The sequence below is a fragment of the Kocuria sp. CPCC 204721 genome, from assembly GCF_040980945.1.
GTDB classification, from domain to species: domain Bacteria; phylum Actinomycetota; class Actinomycetes; order Actinomycetales; family Micrococcaceae; genus Kocuria; species Kocuria marina.
This window is the reverse complement of sequence record NZ_JAVKPO010000017.1, coordinates 1-25,212: the sequence shown is the minus strand read 5'-3', so window position 1 is coordinate 25,212 and position 25,212 is coordinate 1. Positions and strand designations below refer to the sequence as shown.

Annotated in this window: 24 protein-coding genes; 11 read left to right on the top strand and 13 right to left on the bottom strand. The window is 67.9% G+C overall.

Going from position 1 to position 25,212, the window contains the following annotated elements; all coding sequences use genetic code 11:
* Positions 1-8: 8 nt before the first annotated feature.
* The 3 genes from RF637_RS12190 (at position 9) to RF637_RS12180 (ending at position 1,607) form a co-directional block, all read left to right on the top strand.
* Positions 9-719 (top strand): AzlC family ABC transporter permease, encoded by a 711-nt coding sequence (locus RF637_RS12190; protein ID WP_368844960.1) that lies wholly within the window; start codon positions 9-11, stop codon positions 717-719.
* Between the two features lies 1 nt (position 720).
* On the top strand, positions 721-1,020 hold the full coding sequence (locus RF637_RS12185) for an AzlD domain-containing protein (RefSeq protein ID WP_085107151.1): 300 nt from the start codon (positions 721-723) through the stop codon (positions 1,018-1,020).
* A 308-nt stretch (positions 1,021-1,328) separates the two neighbouring features.
* Positions 1,329-1,607, top strand: a complete 279-nt coding sequence (locus RF637_RS12180; RefSeq protein WP_035965361.1) for a DUF1540 domain-containing protein — start codon at positions 1,329-1,331, stop codon at positions 1,605-1,607.
* 161 nt (positions 1,608-1,768) lie between these two features.
* Here the strand turns inward: RF637_RS12180 and RF637_RS12175 are convergent, their stop codons facing one another.
* Positions 1,769-2,608 carry a hypothetical protein gene (locus tag RF637_RS12175; RefSeq protein ID WP_368844959.1) on the bottom strand — a complete coding sequence of 280 codons (840 nt, stop codon included), beginning with the start codon at positions 2,606-2,608 and terminating at the stop codon, positions 1,769-1,771.
* 194 nt (positions 2,609-2,802) lie between these two features.
* On the opposite strand from RF637_RS12175, the gene RF637_RS12170 reads away from it, so the two are divergent.
* On the top strand, positions 2,803-4,125 hold the full coding sequence (locus RF637_RS12170; RefSeq protein WP_368844958.1) for a CapA family protein: 1,323 nt from the start codon (positions 2,803-2,805) through the stop codon (positions 4,123-4,125).
* A gap of 87 nt (positions 4,126-4,212) precedes the next feature.
* Here the strand turns inward: RF637_RS12170 and gatB are convergent, their stop codons facing one another.
* From gatB to gatC, 3 genes are read right to left on the bottom strand one after another with little or no spacing between them, the layout of a single operon-like run.
* Entirely contained in the window at positions 4,213-5,718 is a 1,506-nt protein-coding gene (gene gatB / locus RF637_RS12165) for an Asp-tRNA(Asn)/Glu-tRNA(Gln) amidotransferase subunit GatB (RefSeq protein WP_035965362.1), read from the bottom strand.
* On the bottom strand, positions 5,718-7,319 hold the full coding sequence (gene gatA, locus RF637_RS12160) for an Asp-tRNA(Asn)/Glu-tRNA(Gln) amidotransferase subunit GatA (RefSeq protein WP_368844957.1): 1,602 nt from the start codon (positions 7,317-7,319) through the stop codon (positions 5,718-5,720). Before gatA ends, gatB begins: the two co-directional genes overlap by 1 nt.
* 2 nt (positions 7,320-7,321) lie before the next feature.
* Entirely contained in the window at positions 7,322-7,618 is a 297-nt protein-coding gene (gatC, locus tag RF637_RS12155) for an Asp-tRNA(Asn)/Glu-tRNA(Gln) amidotransferase subunit GatC (protein ID WP_064846057.1), read from the bottom strand.
* Between the two features lie 106 nt (positions 7,619-7,724).
* Here gatC and RF637_RS12150 point away from each other — a divergent pair, with 106 nt between their 5' ends.
* On the top strand, positions 7,725-8,282 hold the full coding sequence (locus RF637_RS12150) for a hypothetical protein (RefSeq protein ID WP_242670629.1): 558 nt from the start codon (positions 7,725-7,727) through the stop codon (positions 8,280-8,282).
* Positions 8,283-8,395: 113 nt separating this feature from the next.
* Positions 8,396-9,547 (top strand): calcium:proton antiporter, encoded by a 1,152-nt coding sequence (locus tag RF637_RS12145; protein WP_368844956.1) that lies wholly within the window; start codon positions 8,396-8,398, stop codon positions 9,545-9,547.
* A 64-nt stretch (positions 9,548-9,611) separates the two neighbouring features.
* Here RF637_RS12145 and RF637_RS12140 read toward each other — a convergent pair whose 3' ends face one another.
* Positions 9,612-10,310: a maleylpyruvate isomerase family mycothiol-dependent enzyme gene (locus RF637_RS12140; RefSeq protein ID WP_239321399.1), complete on the bottom strand. Its 699-nt coding sequence runs from the start codon at positions 10,308-10,310 to the stop codon at positions 9,612-9,614.
* A gap of 139 nt (positions 10,311-10,449) precedes the next feature.
* Positions 10,450-12,576, bottom strand: coding sequence for an ABC transporter ATP-binding protein (locus RF637_RS12135; RefSeq protein WP_368844955.1), 2,127 nt, complete (start codon positions 12,574-12,576; stop codon positions 10,450-10,452).
* Between the two features lie 71 nt (positions 12,577-12,647).
* Here RF637_RS12135 and RF637_RS12130 point away from each other — a divergent pair, with 71 nt between their 5' ends.
* Positions 12,648-13,274: a PH domain-containing protein gene (locus RF637_RS12130; protein ID WP_368844954.1), complete on the top strand. Its 627-nt coding sequence runs from the start codon at positions 12,648-12,650 to the stop codon at positions 13,272-13,274.
* Positions 13,275-13,279: 5 nt separating this feature from the next.
* Here RF637_RS12130 and RF637_RS12125 read toward each other — a convergent pair whose 3' ends face one another.
* From RF637_RS12125 to RF637_RS12115, 3 genes are all read right to left on the bottom strand, one after another.
* Positions 13,280-14,422, bottom strand: coding sequence for an ABC transporter permease (locus tag RF637_RS12125; RefSeq protein ID WP_368844953.1), 1,143 nt, complete (start codon positions 14,420-14,422; stop codon positions 13,280-13,282).
* Entirely contained in the window at positions 14,419-15,954 is a 1,536-nt protein-coding gene (locus RF637_RS12120) for an ABC transporter permease (protein ID WP_368844952.1), read from the bottom strand. Before RF637_RS12120 ends, RF637_RS12125 begins: the two co-directional genes overlap by 4 nt.
* A gap of 106 nt (positions 15,955-16,060) precedes the next feature.
* Positions 16,061-17,854 (bottom strand): ABC transporter family substrate-binding protein, encoded by a 1,794-nt coding sequence (locus RF637_RS12115; RefSeq protein ID WP_368834913.1) that lies wholly within the window; start codon positions 17,852-17,854, stop codon positions 16,061-16,063.
* Between the two features lie 274 nt (positions 17,855-18,128).
* On the opposite strand from RF637_RS12115, the gene RF637_RS12110 reads away from it, so the two are divergent.
* Together RF637_RS12110 and RF637_RS12105 are read left to right on the top strand one after the other, a co-directional pair.
* Positions 18,129-18,665, top strand: a complete 537-nt coding sequence (locus tag RF637_RS12110) for a lipopolysaccharide assembly LapA domain-containing protein (protein ID WP_368834914.1) — start codon at positions 18,129-18,131, stop codon at positions 18,663-18,665.
* A gap of 202 nt (positions 18,666-18,867) precedes the next feature.
* A complete protein-coding gene (locus tag RF637_RS12105; protein WP_368844951.1) occupies positions 18,868-21,081 on the top strand; it encodes an NADP-dependent isocitrate dehydrogenase in 2,214 nt (737 codons plus the stop codon).
* Between the two features lie 179 nt (positions 21,082-21,260).
* On the opposite strand, the gene tpx is transcribed toward RF637_RS12105, so the two are convergent.
* Complete coding sequence (gene tpx / locus RF637_RS12100) at positions 21,261-21,758, bottom strand: thiol peroxidase (RefSeq protein ID WP_064846049.1); 498 nt, start codon at positions 21,756-21,758, stop codon at positions 21,261-21,263.
* Between the two features lie 176 nt (positions 21,759-21,934).
* Between tpx and RF637_RS12095 the strand changes: the two genes are divergently transcribed.
* Positions 21,935-22,921, top strand: a complete 987-nt coding sequence (locus RF637_RS12095) for a malate dehydrogenase (protein ID WP_368815094.1) — start codon at positions 21,935-21,937, stop codon at positions 22,919-22,921.
* 37 nt (positions 22,922-22,958) lie between these two features.
* On the opposite strand, the gene RF637_RS12090 is transcribed toward RF637_RS12095, so the two are convergent.
* Entirely contained in the window at positions 22,959-23,474 is a 516-nt protein-coding gene (locus RF637_RS12090) for an O-acetyl-ADP-ribose deacetylase (protein ID WP_145002510.1), read from the bottom strand.
* 56 nt (positions 23,475-23,530) lie between these two features.
* On the opposite strand from RF637_RS12090, the gene RF637_RS12085 reads away from it, so the two are divergent.
* Positions 23,531-24,250, top strand: coding sequence for a PIG-L deacetylase family protein (locus RF637_RS12085; protein WP_368834916.1), 720 nt, complete (start codon positions 23,531-23,533; stop codon positions 24,248-24,250).
* 295 nt (positions 24,251-24,545) lie between these two features.
* Here RF637_RS12085 and RF637_RS12080 read toward each other — a convergent pair whose 3' ends face one another.
* Complete coding sequence (locus RF637_RS12080) at positions 24,546-24,731, bottom strand: hypothetical protein (protein ID WP_098054186.1); 186 nt, start codon at positions 24,729-24,731, stop codon at positions 24,546-24,548.
* Positions 24,728-25,117 carry a YchJ family protein gene (locus RF637_RS12075; RefSeq protein WP_368834917.1) on the bottom strand — a complete coding sequence of 130 codons (390 nt, stop codon included), beginning with the start codon at positions 25,115-25,117 and terminating at the stop codon, positions 24,728-24,730. Before RF637_RS12075 ends, RF637_RS12080 begins: the two co-directional genes overlap by 4 nt.
* Positions 25,118-25,212: the final 95 nt, after the last annotated feature.

The window sequence follows — 25,212 nt, the reverse complement described above, 5'->3', positions numbered from 1 at the left end:
TGGAACGCATGAGTTCGGACAAGGGGACGTTGGCGTGGGCGGTGCGCGTCACGGTTCCCGTGGCCATGGGATACCTGCCGCTCGGGATGGCCTTCGGCGCCTATGCGGTCTCGCTGGGGTTCGCTCCCTACCTGGCGCCCCTCACGGCTCTCGTGGTCTTCGCGGGCTCGATCGAGTTCCTGCTCGTGGGATTGGTCTCGGCGGGAGCGGGCCTGCTACAGATCGCCGTGACCACTCTGCTGGTCAACAGCCGACACATCTTCTACGGCTTCTCCTATCCCACCCACCTGTTGCGTTCGCCCTTCGCCAAGTTCTACGGCCCCTATGCCCTGACCGACGAGGCCTATGCGCTGATCAACAGCGGCGTGCGCCCCACCACGCAACACGAGCTCATGCTCATCCAGGGCATCTCCCAGTTCTACTGGGTCGTCGGTGCCGCGGTCGGAGCCGTGGCCGGCGGACTCATCCCGGAATCGTTCGACGGTTTCGACTTCGCACTGACCGGGTTGTTCACCCTGTTGTTCGTGAGCGCCCTGAGCGCGGCCTCGCAGCGCGTGATGATCGTGCTCGCCGCCCTGGCCTCCATGGCAGTGGGGCTGTTGCTGCCCCGCGACCTGTTCCTGCTCGGTGCCATGTTGTGCTACGCGGTGCTATGCGTCGTGCTCGTCAAACGCCCACGGCACGGTCGTTCGTCCCAGACCGCGGAAGGCGGCGCCTGAGATGCTCGCAGCCATCGTCGTGTGCGCCGCCGTGACCTATTCGTTGCGCCTGTTCCCCGTGTTGTTGGCCCATCGGTTCCGCGATCGCGAGGACCTGCGGGAGATCTCCGCCCTGCTCCCCGCGGGACTCATGTTGATCCTGGTCGCCTATACATTGCTGGAGGCCGATTCCGGGGTGCAGTTGAGCCGATTGATTCTCGCGGCGGTGATTTCCGTGATCGTCAACGCGGTGAGCAAGAATTTCCTGATGGCATTCATCGCGGGATTCTCGGCATATTCATTGTCGGGATTATTTCTGTAAATTGTCGAGGTAATTCGAGCGGCCCCGGAAACTCTGAGCCCCGCCGCGCAGTGAGTGAGCACACACGCCCCGCGCGCATCTGCGATGAGCCGACGACGGGGTCGCAAGCTCACTCGAACCATTAGATCAAATATTGTTTCCCTATTCTGGTGAGTGCACCCTCAGCAAACTCAGGCATACCTAACCCCAATTAGGTAACGACCTTTTACCATAAGGGTCAACTTACTGGCGCGCCCCGAAAAACACCCGTAGTGTTCATATCAGTTCATCCGACGATCAGAGCACCACCCGAATCACAGGAGAAGATCATGGCCACTCTCACCGCTGTTTCCGCTTGCACCGCCACCGGCTGCGCCTTCAACGACAACGGCTGCACCGCCCCCGCCATCACGGTGGGCGGCCAGGGCTCCGAGGCCTCGTGCACCACGTTCATCTCGCTCGACGCCCGCGGTGGCCTGCCCACCGCCAACGGCCAGGTGGGCGCGTGCCAGCGCCTCGAGTGCGTACACAACAAGGACCTATTGTGCACCGCCTCCTCGATCGAGGTCACTGCGGACGCCAACTGCGCGAGCTACGAAGCCCGCTGATCGCGGAGCTCACCGGGTAACAACTGCAGACACGAGAGGACCGCGAGTCATGCGACTCACGGTCCTCTCGTGTCTACAGTGATTGATCGAGCCCCGGCAGGTTCACACGACCGCCGGACGGCCTCGGGGTGTGACGCTGCCGCTGGGGTACCGGCGCAGTGTCACGCTGCGGCGGGGGTGCCCAGCAGGGATGCGAGGTTGTCGGCGAGGTCTTGCGCGGACGACGTCGGACGATGGAACGGGACGAAGTAGACGCTGGTAGCGGTCGAACCCTCGCGCAGAACCGTGACCCCAGTGAGATCCACGTCCACCACGAAATCCCGATTCCGGGTGTGAGCGCACCCGCCGCTCGAGGGCTTACGCGTGAGCAGGTGGGCGGGGATCCATCCGTTCTCCGCGGCATCGCACATCCCGGCCAGATCGAATGGATCCACGGACACCGCGGCGTCCAGGGCCACGGCTTCGGTGTTCACCGCGGCAATGGAATCCCCGAGCTCGCGGCCGAACGCCCGCACCTGGTCGACGCTCAGTGGCGTGGCACCGGAACCGTCATGAACCACGACCCGTGCCGTGGAGACGATCGCGAGTCGCCCGGACGCCGTGTCGGCCACGGTCGCCACGAGCTCCGGCAACTCCCCCGCCATGAGGAGTTCGTCGGTCTCGCCCGGGGTCAGCCACTCGAGACCCGCCAGGAAGTGTGCACTGGCCGCCACGATGCGTACGGAGGGGTCCGGAGCGAACTTGGCGATGTCCACACGCACGTCCACGGTCTGCCCCGCCGGGGTCAGCGCAGCGACATCGGGGTGGGGAGCCGCGGCCATGACCATCCGGCCGTCCGGCACGAACCCGTGCGCCAAGCACGGCAGTGTAGGTTGACCCTCGAGGCGGTAGGCGACCACGTTCGCTCGGCCCGCGCCCGCGAGCATGCGGTGCGCGAGTGACACGACTCGCCCCGGCACGCCCACGTACCCGAGCTGTGCACCGTTGTCGGTTCGACCCACGATCGTCCCCGCTTCCGTTGTGACCAATCCCACCGGGCCCGCCGAGAACATCCCGACCGCACCCGATCCGCAAAACTTAGGAAAGCCTAACCTTTCAAAAAGGTGGACGGAAGGGTTTGCGACGAATTTGGTCAGATTTTTATGACCCAAACGGAGGTGATTCATATCACGGACGTGTGCGATAGCATCGCAGCATGCCTCCCCTACCCCTCCGACCCCGTTCATCCCGCGCCGCCCGACGATCACGCTCGCCGCGGATCGCCGGGGCCGCGGCACTGACCGGGGTGGCTTTGCTGGTCTCCGGGTGCGGGGCCTCGGGCGGGGATGCCCAGGAGGACGCGGGGCAGGATCCCGGCGCAGCGACGTCGTCCGCCACCAGCCGGGCGACGAGCGAGACGGCCCGTGCGAGCGAGCCCGGTAAGGGCCCGGAGTGTCCCGAGGACGCGTGCTTCACCGTGGCGATGATCGGTGATCTCCTGCTGCACGAAGGCCTGTGGCGCAACTTCGCGGTGGACCCGGCCATGAATGAAGGCAGACACTTCGACTTCGACCCGCTGCTGGCCGGTCAGAAGCCGTACCTGGACCAGGCCGACGTGGCCATCTGCGAGATGGAGACCCCGGTGGCGCCCAAGGGTGGGCCCTACTCGGCCTACCCGAGCTTCAGTGTGCCGCCGGAGATCACCGTGGCGGCCAAGAACACGGGTTACGACGCGTGCACGTCCGCGACCAATCACACCGTGGACCGCGGCACCGAGGGCGTGAACCGGACCTTGGCGACCCTCGACGAGGCGAGCCTCAAGCACACCGGTTCGTACACTTCCGAGCGCGCATCCGAGGAGCCCATGCTGCTGGAGACCCCGGCCGGGACCGTGGCCGTGGTCACCGGGACCAACAGTCTCAACGGCCAGCGGGCGGAGCACGACTGGCAGGTGGACCGGCTGCGGGACCCCGCCGAGGAGCCGCAGCCCGCGCGACAGGATATCGACCGCGCCGTGGCGCAGGCGAAGAAGGCGCGCCAGCAGGGCGCGGACGTGGTGATCGCGGCCATGCACTCGATCATCGAGTACCAGGACGACGCCGACGCCTACCAGAAAACCACGGCCCACTCGCTGATCGATTCCGGTGCGTTCGACGCCGTGTACGGTCACGGTTCGCACAGCGTGCAGCCCATCGAGCACTACAACGGCAAGTGGATCGTCTACGGACTGGGCAACACCGTCACGGAGACATCCCCGGCGTACGAGAACAACAACCAGGGTCTGATCATGCGCTTCCAGTTCGCGCGCGGGGACGACGGCGGGTGGCGGGTCAGCGACCTGGCCTGGGCACCGAGCTCCAACACCCAGGACGGCCGGTTCCAGTGGTGCTCCACGGCCTCGGACCAGCCCAACGGTGTGTGCCGCTCCCCGCAGGAGGACCGGCAGATCCGCGAGCGCATCGCGGGGATCATCACCACGGACTCGGCCACGGCGAACGGGTTGCGGGAGTGGCGGGTCGCGGAGGAAACGGAAGACTGAGCGGCGGAACGTCCACGAGAGAAGGCCGGTTCCACGACCCCGTGAGGGTCCCGGAACCGGCCTTCTCCGTGCTCGTGACGGGGGGCGTCAGCCCTGCACGCCGAGCTTCCCCAGGATGATCTGGCGCACGCGTCCGGCGTCCGCCTGGCCGCGCGTGGCCTTCATGACCGGTCCGATCAGGGCGCCCACGGCCTGGACCTTGCCGCCCTTGATCTTCTCGACCACGTCCGGCATCTGGGCCATGGCGTCGTCCACGGCTGCGGTGAGGGCGCCGTCGTCGGAGACGACCGCGAGCCCGCGGGACTCCACGATCTCCGCCGGGGTGCCCTCACCCTCGACCACGAAACCGAGGACCTTCTTGGCCAGCTTGTCGTTGATCTTGCCGCCGTCGATCAGCCCGTTGAGTTCGACCACGTGGGCCGGGGTCACGGGCAGGTCCGCGATCTCGACCTCGCGCTGCTTGGCGAGGCGGGCGATCTCACCCATCCACCACTTGCGCGCCACGGCGGCGGAGGCGCCCGCGGCAATGGTCTGCTCGATCTCGTCCAGCACACCCGCGTTGACGACGTCGCGGAACTCCTCGTCCGTGTACCCCCAGTCCGCCTTCAGCCGCTTGCGGCGCTCGGCGGGGGGCTCGGGAAGGCTCGCGCGCAGTTCCTCGATCCAGTCCGCCGTGGTCACCACGGGCACCAGGTCCGGTTCGGGGAAATAGCGGTAGTCGTCCGCGTCCGACTTGGGCCGCCCCGCGGTCGTGGACCGGGTGTCCTCGTGCCAGAAGCGGGTCTCCTGCGTGACCTTCACCCCCGCGGCGAGCACGGCGGCGTGGCGCTGGATCTCGTAGCGCACGGTGCGCTCCACGGCGCGCAGCGAGTTCACGTTCTTCGTCTCCGAGCGCGTGCCGAACTGCGTGGCGCCCTTGGGCATCAGAGACACGTTCGCGTCGCAGCGCACGTTGCCGCGCTCCATGCGGGCGTCCGAGATGCCGAGGTTCTTCACGATCTCGCGGATCGCGGCCACGTAGGCGCGGGCCAGTTCCGGCGCCCGCTCCCCCGCACCCACGATGGGCTTGGTCACGATCTCGATGAGCGGCACACCTGCGCGGTTGTAGTCCACCAGGGAGTACTGCGCGTTCTGGATCCGCCCGGCATCCCCGCCCATGTGGGTCAGCTTGCCGGCGTCCTCCTCCATGTGGGCGCGCTCGATCTCCACGCGGAACTCCGTGCCGTCCTCCAGCTCGAGGTCCAGGTGCCCATCGAACGCGATGGGCTCGTCGAACTGCGAGGTCTGGAAGTTCTTGGGGGTGTCCGGGTAGAAGTAGTTCTTCCGTGCGAAGTGGCACTTCTGCGCGATCGAGCAGTTCAGCGCGAGACCGAGCTTGATCGCGGATTCCACTGCCTTGCCGTTGACCACCGGCAGCACGCCGGGCAGCCCCAGGGACACCGGGGTCACGTTGGTGTTGGGCTCGTCCCCAAAGGTGTTGGGGGCGGCATCGAACATCTTGGTCTTGGTGTTCAGCTCCACGTGCACCTCGAACCCCAGGACGGGGTCGAAGCGCTCGAGGGCTTCCTCGAAGGACAGCACGTCCTGGCTCATCACTTGCCTCCCTGCGCGGCAGTGGCCGCAAAGTCACGAACGGTGGCGGTCACGTCGGCGCGTTCCCGCCACAGCGGCCCGCCCCACTGCTCGGTGAGCAACCGCTCCAGACCGGCCCCGGCGCGGTACACGCGGGCGTCCTCGCGCGCCGGTGCCATGAATTGGATCCCCACGGGCAGCCCGTCCTCCGGTGCCAGGCCGCCCGGCAGGGAGATCGCGGGGATCCCCGCGAGGTTGGTGGGGATCGTGGCAATGTCGTTCAGGTACATCTGCATGGGATCCGCGGACTCGTCCACGCCCCCGATGTCGAACGCGGTGGTGGGCGCGGTGGGCGAGATCAGCACGTCCGCCTTCTCAAACGCCGCCGCGAAATCACGCTGTACGAGCGTGCGCACCTGCTGTGCGGAACCGTAGTACGCGTCGTAGTACCCCGCGGACAGCGCGTACGTCCCTAGGATGATCCGGCGTTTGACCTCGTCCCCGAAGCCTGCGGCGCGGGACGCGCTCATGACCCTCTCGATGGTGGGCGTGCCCTCGGGAGTGACGCGCAGACCGAAGCGCACGCCGTCGTACTTGGCCAGGTTGGAGGAGACCTCCGAGGACATGATCAGGTAATAGGCACCCAGCGCGTACTCGAAGTTGGGCGTCTGGACGTCCACGATCTCGGCGCCCGCGGCGCGCAGGAGTTCGAGGGACTCCTCGAAGCGCTGCTGCACACCGGCCTGAAAACCCTCGCCGCTCAGCTGCTGGACCACGCCCACGCGCAGCCCCTTGAGCCCACCCTCGGCCGCTCCCTCGCGCGCGGCGCGGGCGTAGGCGCCCACGGGATCCGTCAGCGAAGTGGAGTCGGCGGGATCGTGACCGCCCACGACCTCGTGCAACAGTGCGGCGTCGAGCACCGTGCGGGAGCACGGGCCCACCTGGTCGAGCGAGGACGCCATGGCAATCACGCCGTAACGGGACACCGAACCGTACGTGGGCTTGACGCCCACCGTGCCGGTCACGGCCGCGGGCTGGCGGATGGAGCCACCGGTGTCCGTGCCCAGGGCCAGGGGCGCCTGGAACGCGGAGACCGCGGCGGCGGAACCGCCACCGGAACCGCCCGGGATCTTGCGCAGGTCCCACGGGTTGCGCGTGGGACCGAACGCCGAGTGCTCGGTGGACGAACCCATGGCGAACTCGTCCAGGTTGGTCTTGCCCAGGATGGGCATGCGCGCCGCACGCAGCTTGCGGGTCACCGTGCCGTCGTACGGGCTCATCCAACCCTCGAGCATCCGGGACGCCGCCGTGGTGGGCTGGCCCTTGGTCACGATGAGGTCCTTGACCGCCACGGGCACACCCGCGAGCTCGGGCAACTGCTCACCCTTGGCGCGTGCCTCGTCCACACCACGGGCCACGTCCAGGGCCTCCTCGCGGTTGCGGTGCAGGAACGCGTTCAGCCCGTCGGTCCCGTGCGAGCGGTCCTGGGCGTCCAGCGGGGTGCCGTCCGTGGCCTCGATCTGCTCGAGGTGCGCGGTCACGGCGTCCACCGAGGAGACCTCACCGGAAGCCAGCTTGGCCGCGAGGTCCGCGGCGGACAGTTCTACGATGCGCTCGCTCATGCTCACTCCCCGTCCAGGATCGCCGGGACCCGGAACTTGCCGTCCTGGCTGTCCGGTGCGTTGCTCAGGGCTTCCTCCTGCGTGAGGGTCTCCCCCACCACGTCCTCGCGGAAGACGTTGTGCAACGGCAGGGGGTGGCTCGTGGCGGGGACGTCGTCCCCGGCGGCTTGGCTGACCGAGGCCACGGATTCGACGATGAGATCGAGTTCACCGGCCACGCGGGCCAGTTCCTCGTCCGACATCTCGATGCGCGCGAGTTCGGCCAGGTGCGCCACCTGCTCGCGATTGATCGCAGACATGCATGCTCCTGGTATTCGCTGATTGGTTCCGATCCAGTCTAGCGAGCGCCTACCCTGGACTCAGCACTCCCGTTCTCCCGCCGATCTCCCGAAGGGGTCCCACTTCGTGGCTCAGTCCTCCGCCCGTTCATCACGACGCCGCTCCACGCCTTCCAAGGGCACCTCCCGGATGACCCGGGCGGACGCCGCGCGCGCCCGCGTGGATCACGACAACGCGTGGCGCCAGTGGGTCTCGGACTCCGCCGTGGAGACCGTGGACACCGCACTGAGCCACGTCCAGGCGGTCGTGGAGGAACAGGTGCGCCAGTACGGAGCATTCCCGGCCTTCCTGGTCACCGGCGCCAAGGACGGGGAGTTCGAACTGGATTCGGTGGACCCGTCTCGTGTGAACGATCTGGCCCCCCAGGACGTGCTGGCCGAACTGCGGGACATCGCGCGAGAGAAGGCCTCCGGATTGCTCGTCGCCGCACTGGCCTACCCCGCCACCCTCCCGGACCGCTCCGGTGCCACCGCGGTGATCGTGGAGGTCGCCCACCGCGAACGGCTCAGCCTGGAAGTTATCCAGGAATACAATGTCGTGGAGGCCAAGGGCCGCACGTTCGTGAACTTTGGCGATCCGCACACGGATCGAGCGGATCCGTGGTTGTTCGCGGTGCGTGACTGAGACCCGGACATCGCCTCCTCCGACGGGACGACCCGTCAGCACACCGGATAGCTCGGGGACGACCCCGGCCGGACCGGGGCGCGCACAGTCCCGAGAATCGAGCTGACGCTTCCATGTCCCCCATATGTCGTTCCATCCTGACTCCGGGAGCCCTGGCCCGCGTGATCGCGGGATGGGGATTCTTCGTGCTGCTTCAACTCTCCGGCTCGCTGCTGGCCCCACCCGTGTCCTCTCCGCTGCTCGTGGGGGCGCTCGTGGTGATCGTGGGCGTGATCCTGTACGCGGCCACGGGCGTCGTGCGGCAGGCCGAACACCTGGCCCACCGACTCGGCGATCCGTACGGTTCGCTGGTGCTGACCCTGTCCATCGTCGTGATCGAGGTGGTGTTGATCTCCGCGGTCATGCTGGGCCCCGGTGAGCACGCCACGATCGCGCGGGACTCCGTGATGGCCGTGGCCATGATCATCCTCAACCTGGTAATCGGTCTGTGCCTGCTCGTGGGCGGCCTCAAGCACGGGGACATGGCCCACAATCGGACGGGAACCTCCAACTACCTGGCGCTGCTCGTGGTCCTGAGCGCCCTGACCTTCGTGCTACCCGCGGCGCTCGGCACCGACGGCGCGTACCAGCCGTGGCAGGAGATCTCCATCATCGCGGTCACCGTGGCGATCTACGCGTTCTTCCTGTACCGACAGACGGGCGCGCAGGCCGTGGACTTCACCGAAGTGGACCCCCGGTTGCGCCCGGGTCCGGAGACCGCGGCCCGGGAGACGACGACGCATCCTTCCCTGCGCTCGGTCCTGGCCGAGCACCGCACCGAGATCCTCGCGCGCCTGGCATTGCTCGTGATCACCGTGGTGCCCATCGTGGTGCTGTCCCACGACATGGCCTCGCTGTTGGACGATGGGATCGGCCGTGTGGGGGCACCGCCCGCGCTGGCCGGCGCGCTGATCGCGGCCATCGTGTTCCTGCCCGAATCCCTCACCGCGTTGCGCGCCGCCCTGGCCGGGGAGATCCAGCGCGTGAGCAACCTGTGCCACGGGGCGCTGGTGTCCACGGTGGGGTTGACCATCCCGGCGATACTCGTGATCGGGCTGCTCACCGATCAAACGGTCGTGCTCGCCGAGAGCCCCGCGAACCTGGTGCTGCTCGGGATCACGCTGGGACTGTCCCTCACCACGTTCGCATCCTCCAGGGTCACGTCGATCCACGGTGCGGCGCACCTGGTGATCTTCGCGGCCTACGGGATCACGGTGTTCTCCTGATGCGCGACTGACCCCGCTGGGAGGCCCAGCGGGGTCAGTCCGACAGCGGATCAGCGAGCCGCGTTCACCACGCGGGGAGCTCGGGCAGGGCGCCCTCGGACTCCACGAACTCGTCGTCACCGCGGGCCAGCCACCGCAGCATGCCCTCGCGGTCGGAGGTGATGAGCTGACCGCCGTCGCCGATGATCCACTCGTCCCGCTCCTCGGTGCGCAGGGTCATCCCCGGGGCACCCTTGGCCCGCATGGTGCGCACCGCGGCCTCCACGGCGTTGAGCAGGGAGTCCGGGTCCGCTTCCTCCACGGTCCACGTGGTGTCCAGGTCGTGGTGGTGCACCACGACCTCCGCGATCCGCACCGCGGGCACGGACGTGGCCGGGACGGGCTTACCGTGCAGGTCGAGCTCTTCGGTGACGATGTCGCCCGTGAGACGCTCGCACTGCTCGGCGAAGAACTGCGCGTTCTGCTTGAAGGTCTCGATCAGCTCGTCCTTGGGCAGCGCGGCGAGCTCGTCGATCTCCTGCTCGCGCGCCTCGTGGGACTCGTAGGGCTGCTGCGGTTCACCCGTGGTGGCCCAGTCGATGAGCTTGACCAGGGCGCGGGCGCTGGAGGCCAGGTGCGCGATCACGTGCGCGCGGTCCCAACCCTCGCACAGGGTGGGGCCCACCATTTCCTCGTCCGAGAGGGACTCCACGGTCGCGAGGAACATGTCGGTCTCCCGCCTCAGACGGGAGAGGTCGGAGTTGAGGCGTGCCCGTTTCATCATGGCTCCCACTGTAGTAATTCCCCACGCGAGCCAGCGCACGATGGCAGGGCTCAACACATACGCATATCGTCCGAGTCCCCCATGGGCGGAGCCCCGGGCTGCCGCGCGAACCGCGCTGCTCCCGGGGCTCCGATCATGCTCAGGACACCGTGTGGGCCAACTGCTGACGCAGTTCGCGGCGCGTGCGCTGGGCCTCGGGCGAGGGCACGGGCACCGCGGCGAGCAAGCGCTTGGTGTACTCCTGCTCGGGGTGGCGCAGCACCGCTTCGCGCGAGCCCTGTTCCACGATGTGCCCGTGCTGCATGACCACGATCCGGTTGGCGAGCCGGTCGATCACCGCGAGGTCGTGGGTCACGAACAAGCACGCGAAGCCCATCTCCGCTTGCAGCTGCTCAAACAATTCCAAGACCGTGGCCTGCACGGACACGTCCAACGCGGACGTGGGTTCATCCGCCACGAGCAGTTTCGGCTTCAGGGACAGGGCCCGGGCGATGCCCACGCGCTGCTTCTGACCGCCCGAGAGCTCGTGCGGGTAACGGTTGCGGTAGTTGCGCGGCAACCGCACCTGGTCCAGGAGTTGCTCGATGCGCTGCTGCAGCTGCGCCCCTTTAGCCTCGCCGGCCAGGAACATGGGCTCACCAATCGACTCACCGATCGGCAGCCGCGGGTTCAGCGAGGACGCGGGGTCCTGGAAGACCATGCCCACGTCCTTGCGCACCGCGTTGAGCTTGGCGCGCGGCGCACCGTGCAGTTCCACGCCGTCCACCACAAGCGATCCCTCGACCACGGGCAGCAGTCCCACCGCGGCGCGGCCGATCGTGGTCTTGCCGGAACCGGATTCACCCACGAGACCCACTGTCTCCCCGGCCGCCACGGTGAGGCTGACGCCCTCGACCGCGCGGAACGCGGGGTTGCGGCCCTGCTTGGGGTACTCGATGGCCACGTCCTTCAACTGCAGCACCGGTTCCACGACCCGCTGGGCGAGCGTGTCCATGGACGCTGCCTCCGCCGTGCTGCGGTCCACCACCATGGGCATGACCACGGAACGCTCGAGCGCGGCGACCATGTCCACGGACTCGTCGTTCTCGTTGCCCTGGCCCAGGTGGGGCACGGCCTCGAGCAACGAGCGGGTGTAGGGGTGGCGCGGTGCGGTGAAGATCTGCTCCGCCGTGCCCTGTTCCACGATCACGCCCTTCTGCATGACCGCGATGTTGTCCGCGAGGTCCGCCACCACACCCATGTCGTGGGTGATCAGGATGACCGCCGAGTCCAGCTGGTCCTTGAGGTTGCGGATCAGGTCCAGGATCTCCGCCTGCACGGTCACGTCCAGGGCCGTGGTGGGCTCGTCCGCGATCAGCAGTTTGGGGTCGCACGAGAGGGACTGCGCGATCATCGCGCGCTGCCGCTGACCACCGGAGAGCTGGTGGGGGTAGGAACGGAACGCCTTCTCGGGGTCCGGCAGTTCCACCATGGTGAGCATCTGCCGGGCACGTTCGGCGGCCTCGGCGGGTGAGATGTCCCGGTGCAGGCGGATGGTCTCCACGATCTGCTGGCCCACCGTGTACACGGGGTTCAGCGCGGTCATGGGCTCCTGGAAGATCACGGCGATCTCCTCGCCACGCACGCGCCGCAGCGCGTTGCCGCGCAGCCCGATCAGTTCCTCCCCGGCCAGCACGGCCGAACCGCGCACGCGCGCGTTGGAGGGCAGCAGCCCCAGCATGGACATCGAGCTCGCGGACTTGCCCGAACCGGACTCGCCCACGATCGCGAGCACCTCCCCCGCTGCGACGTCGTAGTTCAGGTCGATCGCGGCCGGAACCCAGTCACGGTCCACACCGAAGTCCACGGACAGCCCGCGCACGCTCAGCACGGGTTCACCGCGGGCCACGGTCCTGCGGGCCGGGCCGCGCCGCACGGTGGGTTCGTTGCGCTGCGCCCGCCGACCGCGCCGATTCTGCGCGCCCACGGCGGTGGCACCCGCCGCGGCACTGCCGCCGGCGGCTGCACCCGCGGCCGCGGTTCCGTCGGCGCGACCGGTGACCGCAGCGGCGTCGGCGGCCGTGGCACCGGACGATCCGGCGGCGCGAGCGTGAGCCGCGGAGGGGTTACCGGGGCCTTCGGTGGCCACCCGCCCGTCGCCGCTCGGCGTGCCGTCCCACGGGGCGTTGTGCTCGGCGGCCGTGGCCTCGTGCGACGACGCCGCGTTCGGGTCCTGCGCCGCGTCGTGGGGTCGCGGGGTGCCCTCGGGCTGGTTCGAGGTGCTCATCGTGTGTGCTCCATCGTGTCGAGAACTGGGCGCGCGGCCGCGGCACGCGCGCATTGCCTAGCATGGGGGTCATGACCCGAGAACCCGCCAGCGAGCCCGAAACCTACCGAGCGTCGTCGGCCCCGTGGCTCACGGGATTCCTGGTGGTCCTGGGTCTGGTGGTGTGCTTCGCGGGCTGGGGCCGCACCGTGGCGCACCACGCGGGCGCCGTGTTCGGTGGTCTCGCCCTGGCGGCGCTCGGGTACGCGCTGTACTGGCGCCCACGGCTCGAGGTGCACGCGGACGAGGTGCGCGTGGTGAACCCCCTGCGCACGGTGAGCATTCCGTGGAGCCGGATCGTGGACGTGCGCACCCGTTTCGCGGTGACCATCGCCACGGACCAGGACACCCACTCGTGTTTCGCCCTGCCCTCCGCCGGTGCGGGCGCCGCCCTGCGCTCCGGTGTGGACGCCGTGAACCGCAATCACCCGATCGCCCGACCGGGCGGCGCGGTGCGCGTGGGCGACCTGACCTCGACCGCTTCCGGCGCCGCCGCGCACCGCGTCCGCGACACGTGGCAACGCAAGGTCGAGACCGGTGAGCTGGACGTCTTCGCCCGGGACGCCGCACCCGAGCCGGTGCGGGTCCGCTACGTGCCCGGCCCGCTCGCGGCGGTCGTGCTGCTGGCCGCCGCGAGCGCCGTGCTGTTCACCGTGTGAACTGATCATCGTCCGTCCCGGCCGGTGTCCCCGCGCGTCCCGGTCTCGGCCCCGGCGTTCACCGCGGGCTTCGTCCCCGGCTCGGATGCGGTGAGCGCGTCCGGGTACTGGTCCGTGCGCTCGCCGGTCTCGCGGGCGCGCTTGGGGTTGAACTTGCGCTGGCGCGGATCGAACGCGTCACGCAGACCGTCACCGATGAAGTTGATGGTCAGCGCGATCGCCACGATGAACACACCGGGCCACCAGAACAACCACGGGCGGGTCGCGAAGGCCGTCTGGTTCTCGCTGATCAACCGGCCCAGGGACCAGTCCGGGGCCTGGATACCCAGACCCAGGTAGGACAGCGCGGTCTCCAGCAGGATCGCCGAGGACATCAACAGCGTGATGTTCACGGTGATCACACCCACGGTGTTGGGCAGGATGTGCTTGAAGATGATCCGCCCGCTCGAGGCACCGGCCAGTCGCGCGGCGTCCACGAACTCGCGTTCGCGCAGCGTGAGGAACTCACCGCGCACCAGGCGCGCGAGCGGCGGCCACGAGGCTAGACCGATCAGTAGACCCAGGGCGATCACCGTGGCGAACGTGGGCAGGTTGTGGGTGCGCACCCACGAGATGGCCAGGCGGCCCAACAGGGCTGCCAGGATCACCAGGGGGATGATGATGATCACGTCGGTCAGACGCATCAGCACGGCCTCGGTCCAGCCCCGGAAGTACCCGGAGAGGCCACCCACCACGGTGCCCACGAGGCCCGCGATGATGCCCACCACGATCATGACCACCAGGGAGTACTGGGTGCCCTGCATGGCCATGGCGAACAGGTCACGGCCCAGGTTGTCCTGGCCGAACGGGTGCTCCCCGAGCGAGGGCGGGAGCAGGGACAGCGTGGGCCGGCCACCGTTGAGCACGGTTCCCGTGGCGTCCGGGTTCCACTTCCACCATCCCGGGATGGGACCGACACCCAGCGAGGTGACGGACAGCACCACGATGAACAACAGGACGATCAGGGACACGACGGCGCCCGTGTTGCCGAAGAACCGCTGGCGTACCAGCTGTCCCTGGCTCTTGCCGCGCACGTACTCGGGCTTCTCGCCGGTCTGCGGGTTCTGTTCGACCCGCTGGGGGACGTCGATAGGTTGTGGCTGGCTCATGCTTTCACCCTCACGCGCGGGTCGAGTACGGAGTACACCAGGTCAGCGATCAGGTTGAAGACCATGGCGACAATGCCGGTGATCAGGAACACGCCCATCACCGGGTTGGGGTCTACGTTGCGCACCGATTGGATGAACAACTGCCCCATACCGGTGAACGCGAACACGGATTCCGTGATGATTGCGCCGCCGATCAGACCGCCGATGTCGTAGGCCACGAGCGTGGCCAGCGGGATCAGCGCGTTGCGGAACGCGTGACGCATGACCACGGTCCGCTCCGACAGGCCCTTGGCGCGCGCGGTGCGCACGTAGTCCTGGCCCATGATCTCCAGCATGGACGCGCGCGAGTACCGCGAGTAGGACGCGAGCGCCAGCAGGGTGATACAGATGGTGGGCAGCAAGAGGTGGGTGAACCGGTCCAGGCCGGTGATCCAGAAGTCACCCGACAGGCCCGGGGTGGAGGAGTTGGCCGTGGCGATGGGCCGGCCCCGGATGTGACCGGAGTTCACGTAGTCCGGCCACGACTGCATGAAGCGGTCCAGGATGATCAGCAGGGCCACGAAGAAGCCGGTGACCCCGCCCACGCGGGCGCTCTGACCACGGTCGTAGCCACCGGCGACGTAACCGGCTCCCACACCCACCAGGATCATCACGACGACCAACGCCAGCAGGGTCAGCAGCCCGCCCCCGACGAAGAGGGCCTGGACGGGGAAGTACAGCACGAGACCCACCACCACGGTGGCCAGCCCGGCGTACAGGGCCCGCTTGTTGCGTAGTCCCGCCATGAGGACGGTGGCGGTCACGGCCACCAGAATGCCGGTCAGTGCGATCAGCGGGATGCCCAGGAAGGGGTGCGCTAGCCAGTTGGTCGCGAGCACGAAGTAGATGATCCCGAAGGTGACCACGAAGCCCAGGACACCCATGAGGATGCGGGTCCGCATGCGCCCGAACGAGACCAGGAACCAGATGAGCCCGGCCACCACGGAGATTGCGAGCAGCGCCCCGATGGACAGTGACGGGTTCTGCAGGAAGTCGTTGAACTGAATGGCCGCCACTTCCTTGAGCAGCACCGCGAGCCAGAAGCTCGGCAGCGAGAAACACAGGAAGGTCAGGAACGTGATGCCGTAGTCCAGGCCCGAGTACTGCCGCAGTGCGGAGACGATACCCAGGGTGATACCCACGACGATGGCCAGGATGGTACCGATCGTGACCAGCATGATGGTCTGGCCCATGGCGAAGGAGAGCAGGCTCGTCACTTCCTGGCCCTCGCGGCTCACGCCCAGGGAGCAGGTGTCCGCAAAGGGCACGAGGCACCCGAGTGCCCCGCCGAGCCACGTGAAGTAGCGCAGCACGGGCGGTGTGTCCAGGTTGAGGGCCTCCACGCGGGCGGGGATCAGCTGTTGGGCGTTGGGGTTTCCGTACAGGTCCCACAGCGGGTCGCCGGAGACCGCCGTCATGAGGTACACGAGGAACGATGCGCCCAGCAGGATGAGGACGGCGGTGATGAGCCGTCTGAGGATGTAAGAAATCATGATGCTGCCTCTGAACGAGTGGTGATCACGACGCTGCGCGGACACGGCGTTCCGCGCCCGCGCAGCATCATGAGGGGAAGGACTCGGTCAACCGAGGTCGACCGTCCTACTTGCGGCTCCACTCGGAGACGTTCCAGAACACACCGGTCTGGTTCGGCTGGTACTGGTCCACTCCGGCGATCTTGTCCGAGGTGGCCACGTAGCCCACGGACTGGAACAGCGGGAGGCCGTAGGCGTCCTCGAAGGTGTGCTTGTCCACCTCAGCGATCTGGTCGTTGCGCGAGGACTCGTCCAGGTTGGCGCGGGCCTCGTCCACGAGCTTGTCCACGTCCGCGTTCGAGTACTCGTTGTAGTTGCCGCCGCCGCCGGTCTTGAAGATCTGCGAGAGCATCTCGGTGCCCACGCCCGGGGAGACCCAGCCGTACAGGGACGCGTCGTAGTCGCCGTCCGCGAGCTTCTCGGACCAGTTGGGATCGCCCAGGTCCTCGACCTTGAACCCGGCCTTCTCCGCGGACTCCTTGATCAGCTGGAAGGTGTCCACGCGCTGCGGATTGCCGTTGTTGTAGAGGATCCGCACGGTGGGGGTCTTGCCGTCGAGCAGCTTCTTGGCGCCGTCGATGTCCACGTCCCCGTAGAGTTTCTTGGCGTCGTTCTTCTCCACGGCCTTGGTGTAGGGCTCGCCCTGGCTGGAGACGAACATCTGCGAGTTGAGCACCTCGGCGTCCTCCTTGACCGGCTTGACCAGCTGGTCGAGGATCTGCTGGCGCGGGATGGTCTTCAGGAACGCCTCGCGGGTCTCCTTGTCCTTGAAGGTGTCCGAGCCGAAGTTCAGGTCCACGTGGTCGTACGCGAGCTGGTCGCCCTGCTGCACGTTCACGTTCTCGATCTGCTTGACCTGGTCCATCGTGTCCTTGTTGACGTTGTTCGGCTGCATGATGTCCACTTCGCCGTTGCGCAGCGCCTGGATCTGAGCCGTGGCGTCGCCGATGGTGCGCAGGGTGATCTCGTCCAGCTTGCCGGGCATGCTGCCGTTGTAGTTCTCGTTCTTCTTGAGCGTGACCGAGTTGTTCTCCACCACATTGTCGATCGTGAACGGACCGTTGGACACGAGGACGTCCTTGTCGTCCGGGGTGGACGTGAAGTTGAAGGAGGTGTCCCAGGCCTTGCCGATCTTCTCCAGCTCGGGCTGCTTCTGGGGGTTCTTGGGATCGCCCTTCTTCTGGTTCTCGAGCACCTCCAACAGCTGCTCCTCGGACATGCCCGCCTTCTTGGCGACCACGTGGGCCGGCATGAGCGAGTTGGAGTCCAGTCCGATCTCCCAGTCCGCGTTGGGCTTGGCCCACTTCAGGGTCATGGTCTTGCCGTCCTCGGAGAACTCGGGCTTGTCCGTGGAGCCCAGGATGTCCGTGGAGCCGGCGATCGCGAAGTAGTCCTTGCCGGCCTTGCCGTCCTCGCTCGCGTCATTGGCGTAGCCGGAGAGCAGGGACCACCACAGCATGAGGTCGGCCTTGTCCACCGCGTTGCCGTCGGACCACTTGGGGTCCTTGATCGTGTACTCGACGGTCAGGGGATCGTCCGAGACCTTCTTGTACGTGCCGAAGCCCTCGTTGGGGTGGATCTTCTGCTCCGGGTCCACCGTGATGAACCCTTCGCGGGTCATCTGGGCCACGTGGCCGTTGATGTCCAGGTTCGTCTTGGTGTAGCCCGGATTGGCACCCGAGAACTTGTTGGTCTCGGCGACATTGACCACGCCGCCGCTCTGGGCGCTTGCGCTGCTGTCACCGCCGCCGCCGTTGCTGTCGTTGCCGCCGCCGCCCACGCTGGCGCAGCCGGTCAGCGTGAGTGCAGCGATTGCCGCGACGGACACGGCAGCCTTCCCCTTGAAGGTGTACTTTCCCATGACGTTTCCTCCCGATATGGTGTCCATGGAATGTGCGTTGCACCCCGGTGGTTGTTACCCCGAGCCGGGGTCGGCATCACCGATGGATTGTGGTGCCTCTCACGATGAAGCACAGGTTACTCGCGGATAACCTTTTCGGGGAGAAACTTTCCGCGTGTCTCGGGAGTGTCGGATGATTTCGTCGTGGCGCGGGCAATGCCGAGCATCGAATCACATTCCGTGATATTGGCCGTACGCTGTTGCCATCATCACTTCGCCCCGTCAGGAGGCCCCCGTGACCAACACACCGCACGAGCCCCGTAACGCGCCTCGTCTCCCCCCGGACGACGCCGCACGCCCGCCTCACACTCCCGGCTCCCGTTCCGCGGGCAAACCGCTGCGCGAGGGGTACGCGAACGCGCACGCGGCGCCGTCGGCCCCCGTGGACGCGCAACGTCCCGGGACGGCGGTCACAGACAGCGGGACCGCGCACTCGGCCTCGGGGGCAGGGGGGACGGCCTCCCCCGTGGATCCCTCGCTGGACAAGCCCGTCAAGCGCGGCGTGTCGGGGACCGTGTGGGCGGCGCTGATCCTGGGCGTGATCGTGCTGATCCTGTTGCTGGTCTTTATCATCCAGAACAACGTGGGCACGCGATTCGAGTACATGGCGTGGACGTTCAGCCTTCCGTTGGGCGTGGCCATGCTGCTCTCGGCGATCGCCGGGGCCCTGATCATGGCCCTCGTGGGGTCCGTGCGGATGTTCTCTTTGGGTCACCGCGTGCGCAAGCTCGAACGCGAGCGCGAGCGGATCAGGACCTCGCTGCACGGCTGAGAGCCCACTGCACCACGGCGCGCGGCGCCGGTCGATCGGGACCGGCGCCGCGTGTCGTCGTACTCCGGGGAGTGCGCGAGCGTGACAGCGCGTAGGGCGCGTGGTGACCAGCCGGTGGGCCCGCCGCACACGGAATCGGGCGCGGGCCAGCGGGTATCCTGGGAGGCAGCCCAGTGACCGTCAACGCAAGGAGCCATCGCTCATGCCCAAGATCATCTACACCGAGACCGACGAAGCACCCATGCTCGCTACGTACTCGTTCAAGCCGATCGTGGAGGCGTTCGCGTCCACCGCCGGTGTGGAGGTGGAGACCCGGGACATTTCCCTGGCCGCGCGCATCCTGGCCCAGTTCCCGGACCGCCTCACCGACGAGCAGCGGGTCCCGGACACCCTGGCCGAGCTGGGCGAACTCGTGGAGACCCCGGAAGCGAACATCGTCAAGCTGCCGAACATCTCCGCGTCCATCCCGCAGCTGAAGGCCACCATCAAGGAGTTGCAGGCGGACGGCTACGACCTGCCGGACTACCCCGAGGTCGCCACCTCGGACGAGGCCAAGGACATCCGCGCGCGTTACGACCGTGTCAAGGGCTCCGCCGTGAACCCCGTGCTGCGCGAGGGCAACTCGGACCGCCGCGCCCCCAAGGCCGTGAAGAACTACGCCCGGCAGCACCCGCACTCCATGGGCGAGTGGAGCAAGGACTCCAAGACCAACGTGGCCACCCTCGGCCACGACGACTTCCGCAGCAACGAGAAGTCCGTGATCATCCCCGAGGACGACACCCTGACCATCCAGCTCGTCACCGACCAGGGCACCACGGTGCTCAAGGAGTCCTTGCCCGTACTGGCCGGTGAGGTCGTGGACGGCACCTTCATGAGCGCCGCCGCGCTGGACGCGTTCCTCGCGGAGCAGGTGGCCCGCGCCAAGTCCGAGGACGTCCTGTTCTCCACCCACCTCAAGGCCACCATGATGAAGGTCTCCGACCCCATCATCTTCGGCCACGTGGTCACCGCGTTCTTCCGGGACGTCTTCGACCGCTACGGAGAGGACCTCGCCAAGGCGGGGCTGTCCCCCAACGACGGCCTGGGTGGAATCCTCTCGGGCCTGGACGCCCTGGACAACGGCCAGGAGATCAAGGCCGCGTTCGACAAGGCGATCGACGACGGCCCTGAGTTGGCCTACGTGAATTCGGACAAGGGCATCACCAATCTCCACGTGCTCTCGGACGTGATCGTGGACGCCTCTATGCCCGCCATGATCCGCACGTCCGGAAAGATGTGGGGTCGCGAGGGCGAGCAGAAGGACACCCTGGCCGTGTTGCCGGACTCCTCCTACGCGGGGGTCTACCAGGTCGTGATCGACGACTGCCGCGAGAACGGCGCGTACGATCCCACGACCATGGGTACCGTCCCCAATGTGGGTTTGATGGCACAGAAGGCCGAGGAGTACGGCTCCCACGACAAGACCTTCGAGATCCAAGACGCTGGCACCGTCCAGGTGGTCAACGGTGCCGGTGAGGTGCTGCTGTCCCACGAGGTCCAGCCCGGTGACATCTGGCGTGCGTGCCAGGCCAAGGACGCCCCCATCAAGGACTGGGTGCAGCTGGCCGTGCGGCGTTCCCGCGACTCCGGGATGCCCGCCGTGTTCTGGCTGGACGAGTCCCGCGCCCACGACCGCAACCTGATCACCAAGGTGGAGCAGTACCTCGCGGAGGAGGACACCGACGGTCTGGACCTGCGGATCCTCTCCCCCGCGGAGGCCACCAAGTTCACGGTGGAGCGGCTGCGCCGCGGCGAGGACACCATCTCGGTGACCGGCAACGTGCTGCGCGACTACCTCACGGACCTGTTCCCCATCCTGGAACTGGGCACGTCCGCCAAGATGCTGTCCATCGTGCCGCTCATGAACGGCGGTGGCCTGTTCGAGACCGGCGCCGGTGGTTCCGCGCCCAAGCACGTGCAGCAGCTGCAGGAGGAGAACCACCTGCGTTGGGATTCCCTGGGTGAGTTCCTGGCGCTCGCCGCGTCCTTCGAACACCTCGCCAGCCGCTACGACAACGCCAAGGCGCAGGTCCTCGCGGATACCCTGGACCGCGCGACCGGGACCTTCCTCAACGAGAACAAGTCCCCGTCCCGGAAGGTCAAAGAGCTCGACAACCGCGGTTCGCACTACTACCTGGCCATGTTCTGGGCCGAGGAGCTCGCGCAGCAGACCGAGGACTCCGAGCTCGCGCAGGCGTTCCAGAAGGTCGCTTCCGAACTGCGCGAGAACGAGGACACCATCAACGCCGAACTGCTGGACGTGCAGGGTTCCCCCGCGGATCTCGGCGGGTACTACTGGCCCGTCCCGGAGAAGGTCTCCGCGGTGATGCGCCCCTCCGCCACGCTCAACGAGATCGTGGACGGGCTCAGCGCCTGACGTTCCGGAGTGTCTCGCGCGTGTGACGGACCCAGGTTCGCGCACGCGCAGCAACCGACGACGACGCCGCGTCGCCTCCGTACGGGGGCGGTGCGGCGTCGTTCGTTATCCGTCCCGAAAGATCCGGACATGCGAAAGGGGCGGGGCCGCACGGCCCCGCCCCTCCTCCGGTGAGCTGATCAGGAGACGGCGGCGACAGCGGCGTCGTAGTCCGGCTCCTCGGTGATCTCCTCGACGAGCTGGGTGTGGACGACCTTGCCGTTCTCGTCCACGACCACGACGGCGCGGGCCAGCAGACCCTCGAGCGGGCCGTCCGTCTGGGTCACACCGTAGTCCTCGCCGAACGACGAACGGAACGCGGACGCGGTGGTGACGTTGTCGATGCCCTCCGCGGCGCAGAACCGGCCCTGCGCGAACGGCAGGTCCTTGGAGACACACACCACGGCGGTGTTCTGCAGGGACGCGGCGCGCTGGTTGAACTCGCGCACGGACTGGGCACACACGCCCGTGTCCAGGGACGGGAAGATGTTGAGCACCATGCGCTTGCCCGTGAACTCGTCCGAGGCCACGGGGCTCAGATCCGCTCCCACGAGGTCGAAGGACGGCGCGGACTCTCCCTGGGCGGGCAGCTCGCCGACGGTGTGGACGGGGTTTCCTTGGAATGCAGTAGTAGCCATGTCTCCATTGTGGTGCGCGCCACTGGCCCGTGACACGCATGTCCGCCGTGCGCTGAACCGGGCTCGCTGATAGCCTCTGTGCCACCCTGCCCCGTGAGACGAGTCACACGGGTACCCCGCATCAGAGTCGCGTGACCGCCGGGCACCCCGGAGCGCGCAGCCCAGGAGGAATCACCGTGAGTACCACTCCCGTCACCGTGGCCGTGACCGGCGCCGCCGGCCAGATCGGATATAGCCTGCTGTTCCGGATCGCCCACGGGGACCTGCTCGGCCCCGAACGCCCCGTCCGGCTGAGGCTTCTGGAGATCCCGCAGGCCCTGCCCGCCCTCGAGGGAACCGTCATGGAACTGCAGGACTGCGCGTTCCCGCTGCTCGCGGACGTGGAGATCGATTCCGACGCCCGCACGGTGTTCGACGGCGCTCAGCTCGCCTTGCTCGTGGGTGCCCGCCCGCGGGCCAAGGGGATGGAACGCAGCGACCTGCTTGAGGCCAACGGTGCGATCTTCACCGAACAGGGCCGAGCCCTCAACGACGTGGCCCACGACGACGTGCGCGTGGTCGTGACCGGCAACCCGGCCAACACCAACGCGCTGATCGCCCAGCGCAACGCCCCGGACATCCCCGAGTCCCGGTTCAGCGCCCTGACCCGGTTGGACCACAACCGGGCCGCGGCCATGCTCGCCGCTGAGACCAAAACCTCGGTCGCGAAGGTCAAGAACCTCAGCGTGTGGGGCAACCACTCCGCCACGCAGTACCCGGATCTGGACCACGCCATTGTGGCCGGGCGGCCCGCCCTGGACCTGGTGTCCCGCAAATGGGTCACGGACACGTTCATCCCCACGGTGTCCCAGCGGGGTGCGGCGGTGCTGCAGGCCCGCGGTGCGTCCTCCGCCGCATCCGCGGCGAGCGCGACGCTCGATCACGCCCGCGACCTCATGCTCGGTAACCGCCACGGGGACTGGACGTCCATGGCCGTGGTCTCCGACGGTTCCTACGGTGTCCCGGCCGGCCTGGTCAGCTCGTTCCCGGTCACCACGTCCGGGGGCGACTGGTCCGTGGTGCAGGGCCTGGAGATCTCCGAGTTCTCGCGTTCACGCATCGACGCGTCCGTGGCGGAACTCGAGTCCGAGCGCGACGCCGTGCAGCAACTGGGCTTGATCTGAGCCCGGCCCTGACCCGCACCGCCGTGTGTGGGGCGGGTCAGGAGTTCTCGGCCAGGGCGTCGCGGAACGCTTGCTCGGCGGCGTCGGAGAAGGGGACGAAGACGACGGTGTCCACGGAGGTGTCCGCGGCGAGGACCGTGCGCACGGCGATCCGGGCGGCGTCGTCCATGGGCCAGCCGTAGATCCCGGCGGAGACCGCGGGGAAGGCCACGGACACGGCGCCGATCTCGTCCGCCACGCGCAGCGACTCGCGGTAGCACGAGGCCAGGACGTCACTGCGATCGGTCTTCTTCGCGAACACCGGGCCCACCGTGTGGATGACCCACGTGGCGGGCAGGTCATACCCCTTGGTCGCCACGGCCCCGCCCGCGGGCAGCCCGTCCGGGAGGGTCGTCTCCCGCAACTGCTTGCACTCGGCGAGCAGCTGTTTCCCGGCGGCGCGGTGGATCGCCCCGTCCACACCGCCTCCGCCCAGGAGCTTGGAGTTGGCCGCGTTGACGATCGCGTCCGCGTGGACTTTCGTGATGTCACCCTTGCGAATCTCGATGTTCATACGGCCACACTAGTCCCGCCCTGTCACCGAACCCCATGGGCCCCTAGGCTGGGAGCATGGCCGATCTCGAACTGTTCGACGATTCAGGGGTCCACACCGTCCTGTGCGTGGTGGCCCACCCGGACGACATGGAGTACGGGGGTTCGGCCGCCGTCGCCCGCTGGACCCGGCGCGGCGCGACGGTGAGCTACCTATTGTTGACCGCCGGGGAGGCGGGGATCCGGGACCGCGATCCGAGCGACGTCGGCCCGTTGCGGCGGGGCGAACAGGAAGCGGCGTGCCGGGCCGTGAGGGTCACCGATCTGCGGGTCCTGGACCTGCCGGACGGGACCCTCCAATACGGACTAGACCTGCGGCGCAGGATCGCGCGGGTGATCCGCGAGGTCCGCCCGGACACCATGGTCACGATCGACTGGTCCGTGGAGGCCGGGTGGGGTCTCAACCAGGCCGACCACCGCGTGGCCGGGATGGCCGCGCTCGACGCTCTGCGGGACGCCGATAATCTGTGGGTGTTCCGGGAGCTGCTTGAGGACGAGGGGCTCGAGGCGTGGGGCGCCGAACGGTTGCTCGTCACGGGCGCGCAACCCGATCATGCGATCGAACTGTCCGAGGAGGACATCACCGCGGCGGTCGAGTCGCTGCGCTGCCACAAGCAGTACCTCGCCGCGCTGGACGGGCACCCGGATCCGCACGAGATGATCACGGGCATGACCGAAGGCGCCGGGCGCGCCGCGGGTGCGGACCACGCTCTCGGGGTGCGGGTTTTCCCGCTCTGACGTCCTCGGAGTTGTCCGCGGAGACATCACCAGGAGCGACGGCGCTCGTGCCCCCGCGGGGACGCTGGCACTGGCGCCGTTCGCCTCCCCGCAATGTCTCGTAGCAGTCAGCCCCTCCCCCGGGCGAGCACGTCACGGGAACGGTCTCCCCCAGCGCGATGAGACACACCGCGACCACGTTGGTCCCGGCCACCCCGGTGAAGAACCCGAAGGCCCGGGCGGGGACGTGCAGGTCCTCGAGAACCCGCTGCGGATAGGCGACCACGCGCCACGCGGTGAGGACCACGAGCATCGCCTAGACCGCGAGTGCGAACCCCATGACCACGGTGGTGGGTCCGTGGAATCCCAGGTGGTACGCCCCCACGGAGACGATGCCGGAGGCCATGACCACCGCAAAGCACGACCGCGGCAGGCTCGCCACATTGCTCTTCAGCGCACCCAGTGCCCGTCCGGTGATCCCTGCCGTGGCTGTGCCGCTCACGCGTCCTCGACCGGTGCCGCATAGAACCACCGGCCTGCACGCCTGGCGAACCGTGAGTTCTCGCGCAGCACGCCCGGACCGTCGGGACCGCGGTAGTTGGCCTCGAACTCGACGGTGCCGGCGGCGTCGTCCTCCCCGCCGGCCTCCGTGCGCACGATCGTGAGCCCGGTCCACTCGACCCGGGGATCGCTTGCGGTGTCCGCGGGACGGTGCGCGGGGTGCCACGTGCGGAACAGGTGGTCGTCGTCGCCCGTGGCGAACGCGGTGTAGCGCGAACGCATGAGGGCCTCCGCGGTCACGGGCCACCGCTCGTTACGCACCGCGGGGCCGCAGCACTGTTCGAACGGGGCACCGGCGGGCAGCCCACCGCAGGGACAAACACTCATGCGCGGGAGTTTACCCCCGCGCTGCCCCGTTACCTTTTTCGTGGCGCTTGCCTCCGGGAGGATGTAGGCGTAGGTAGCCAGCCGGTCCCGGCATG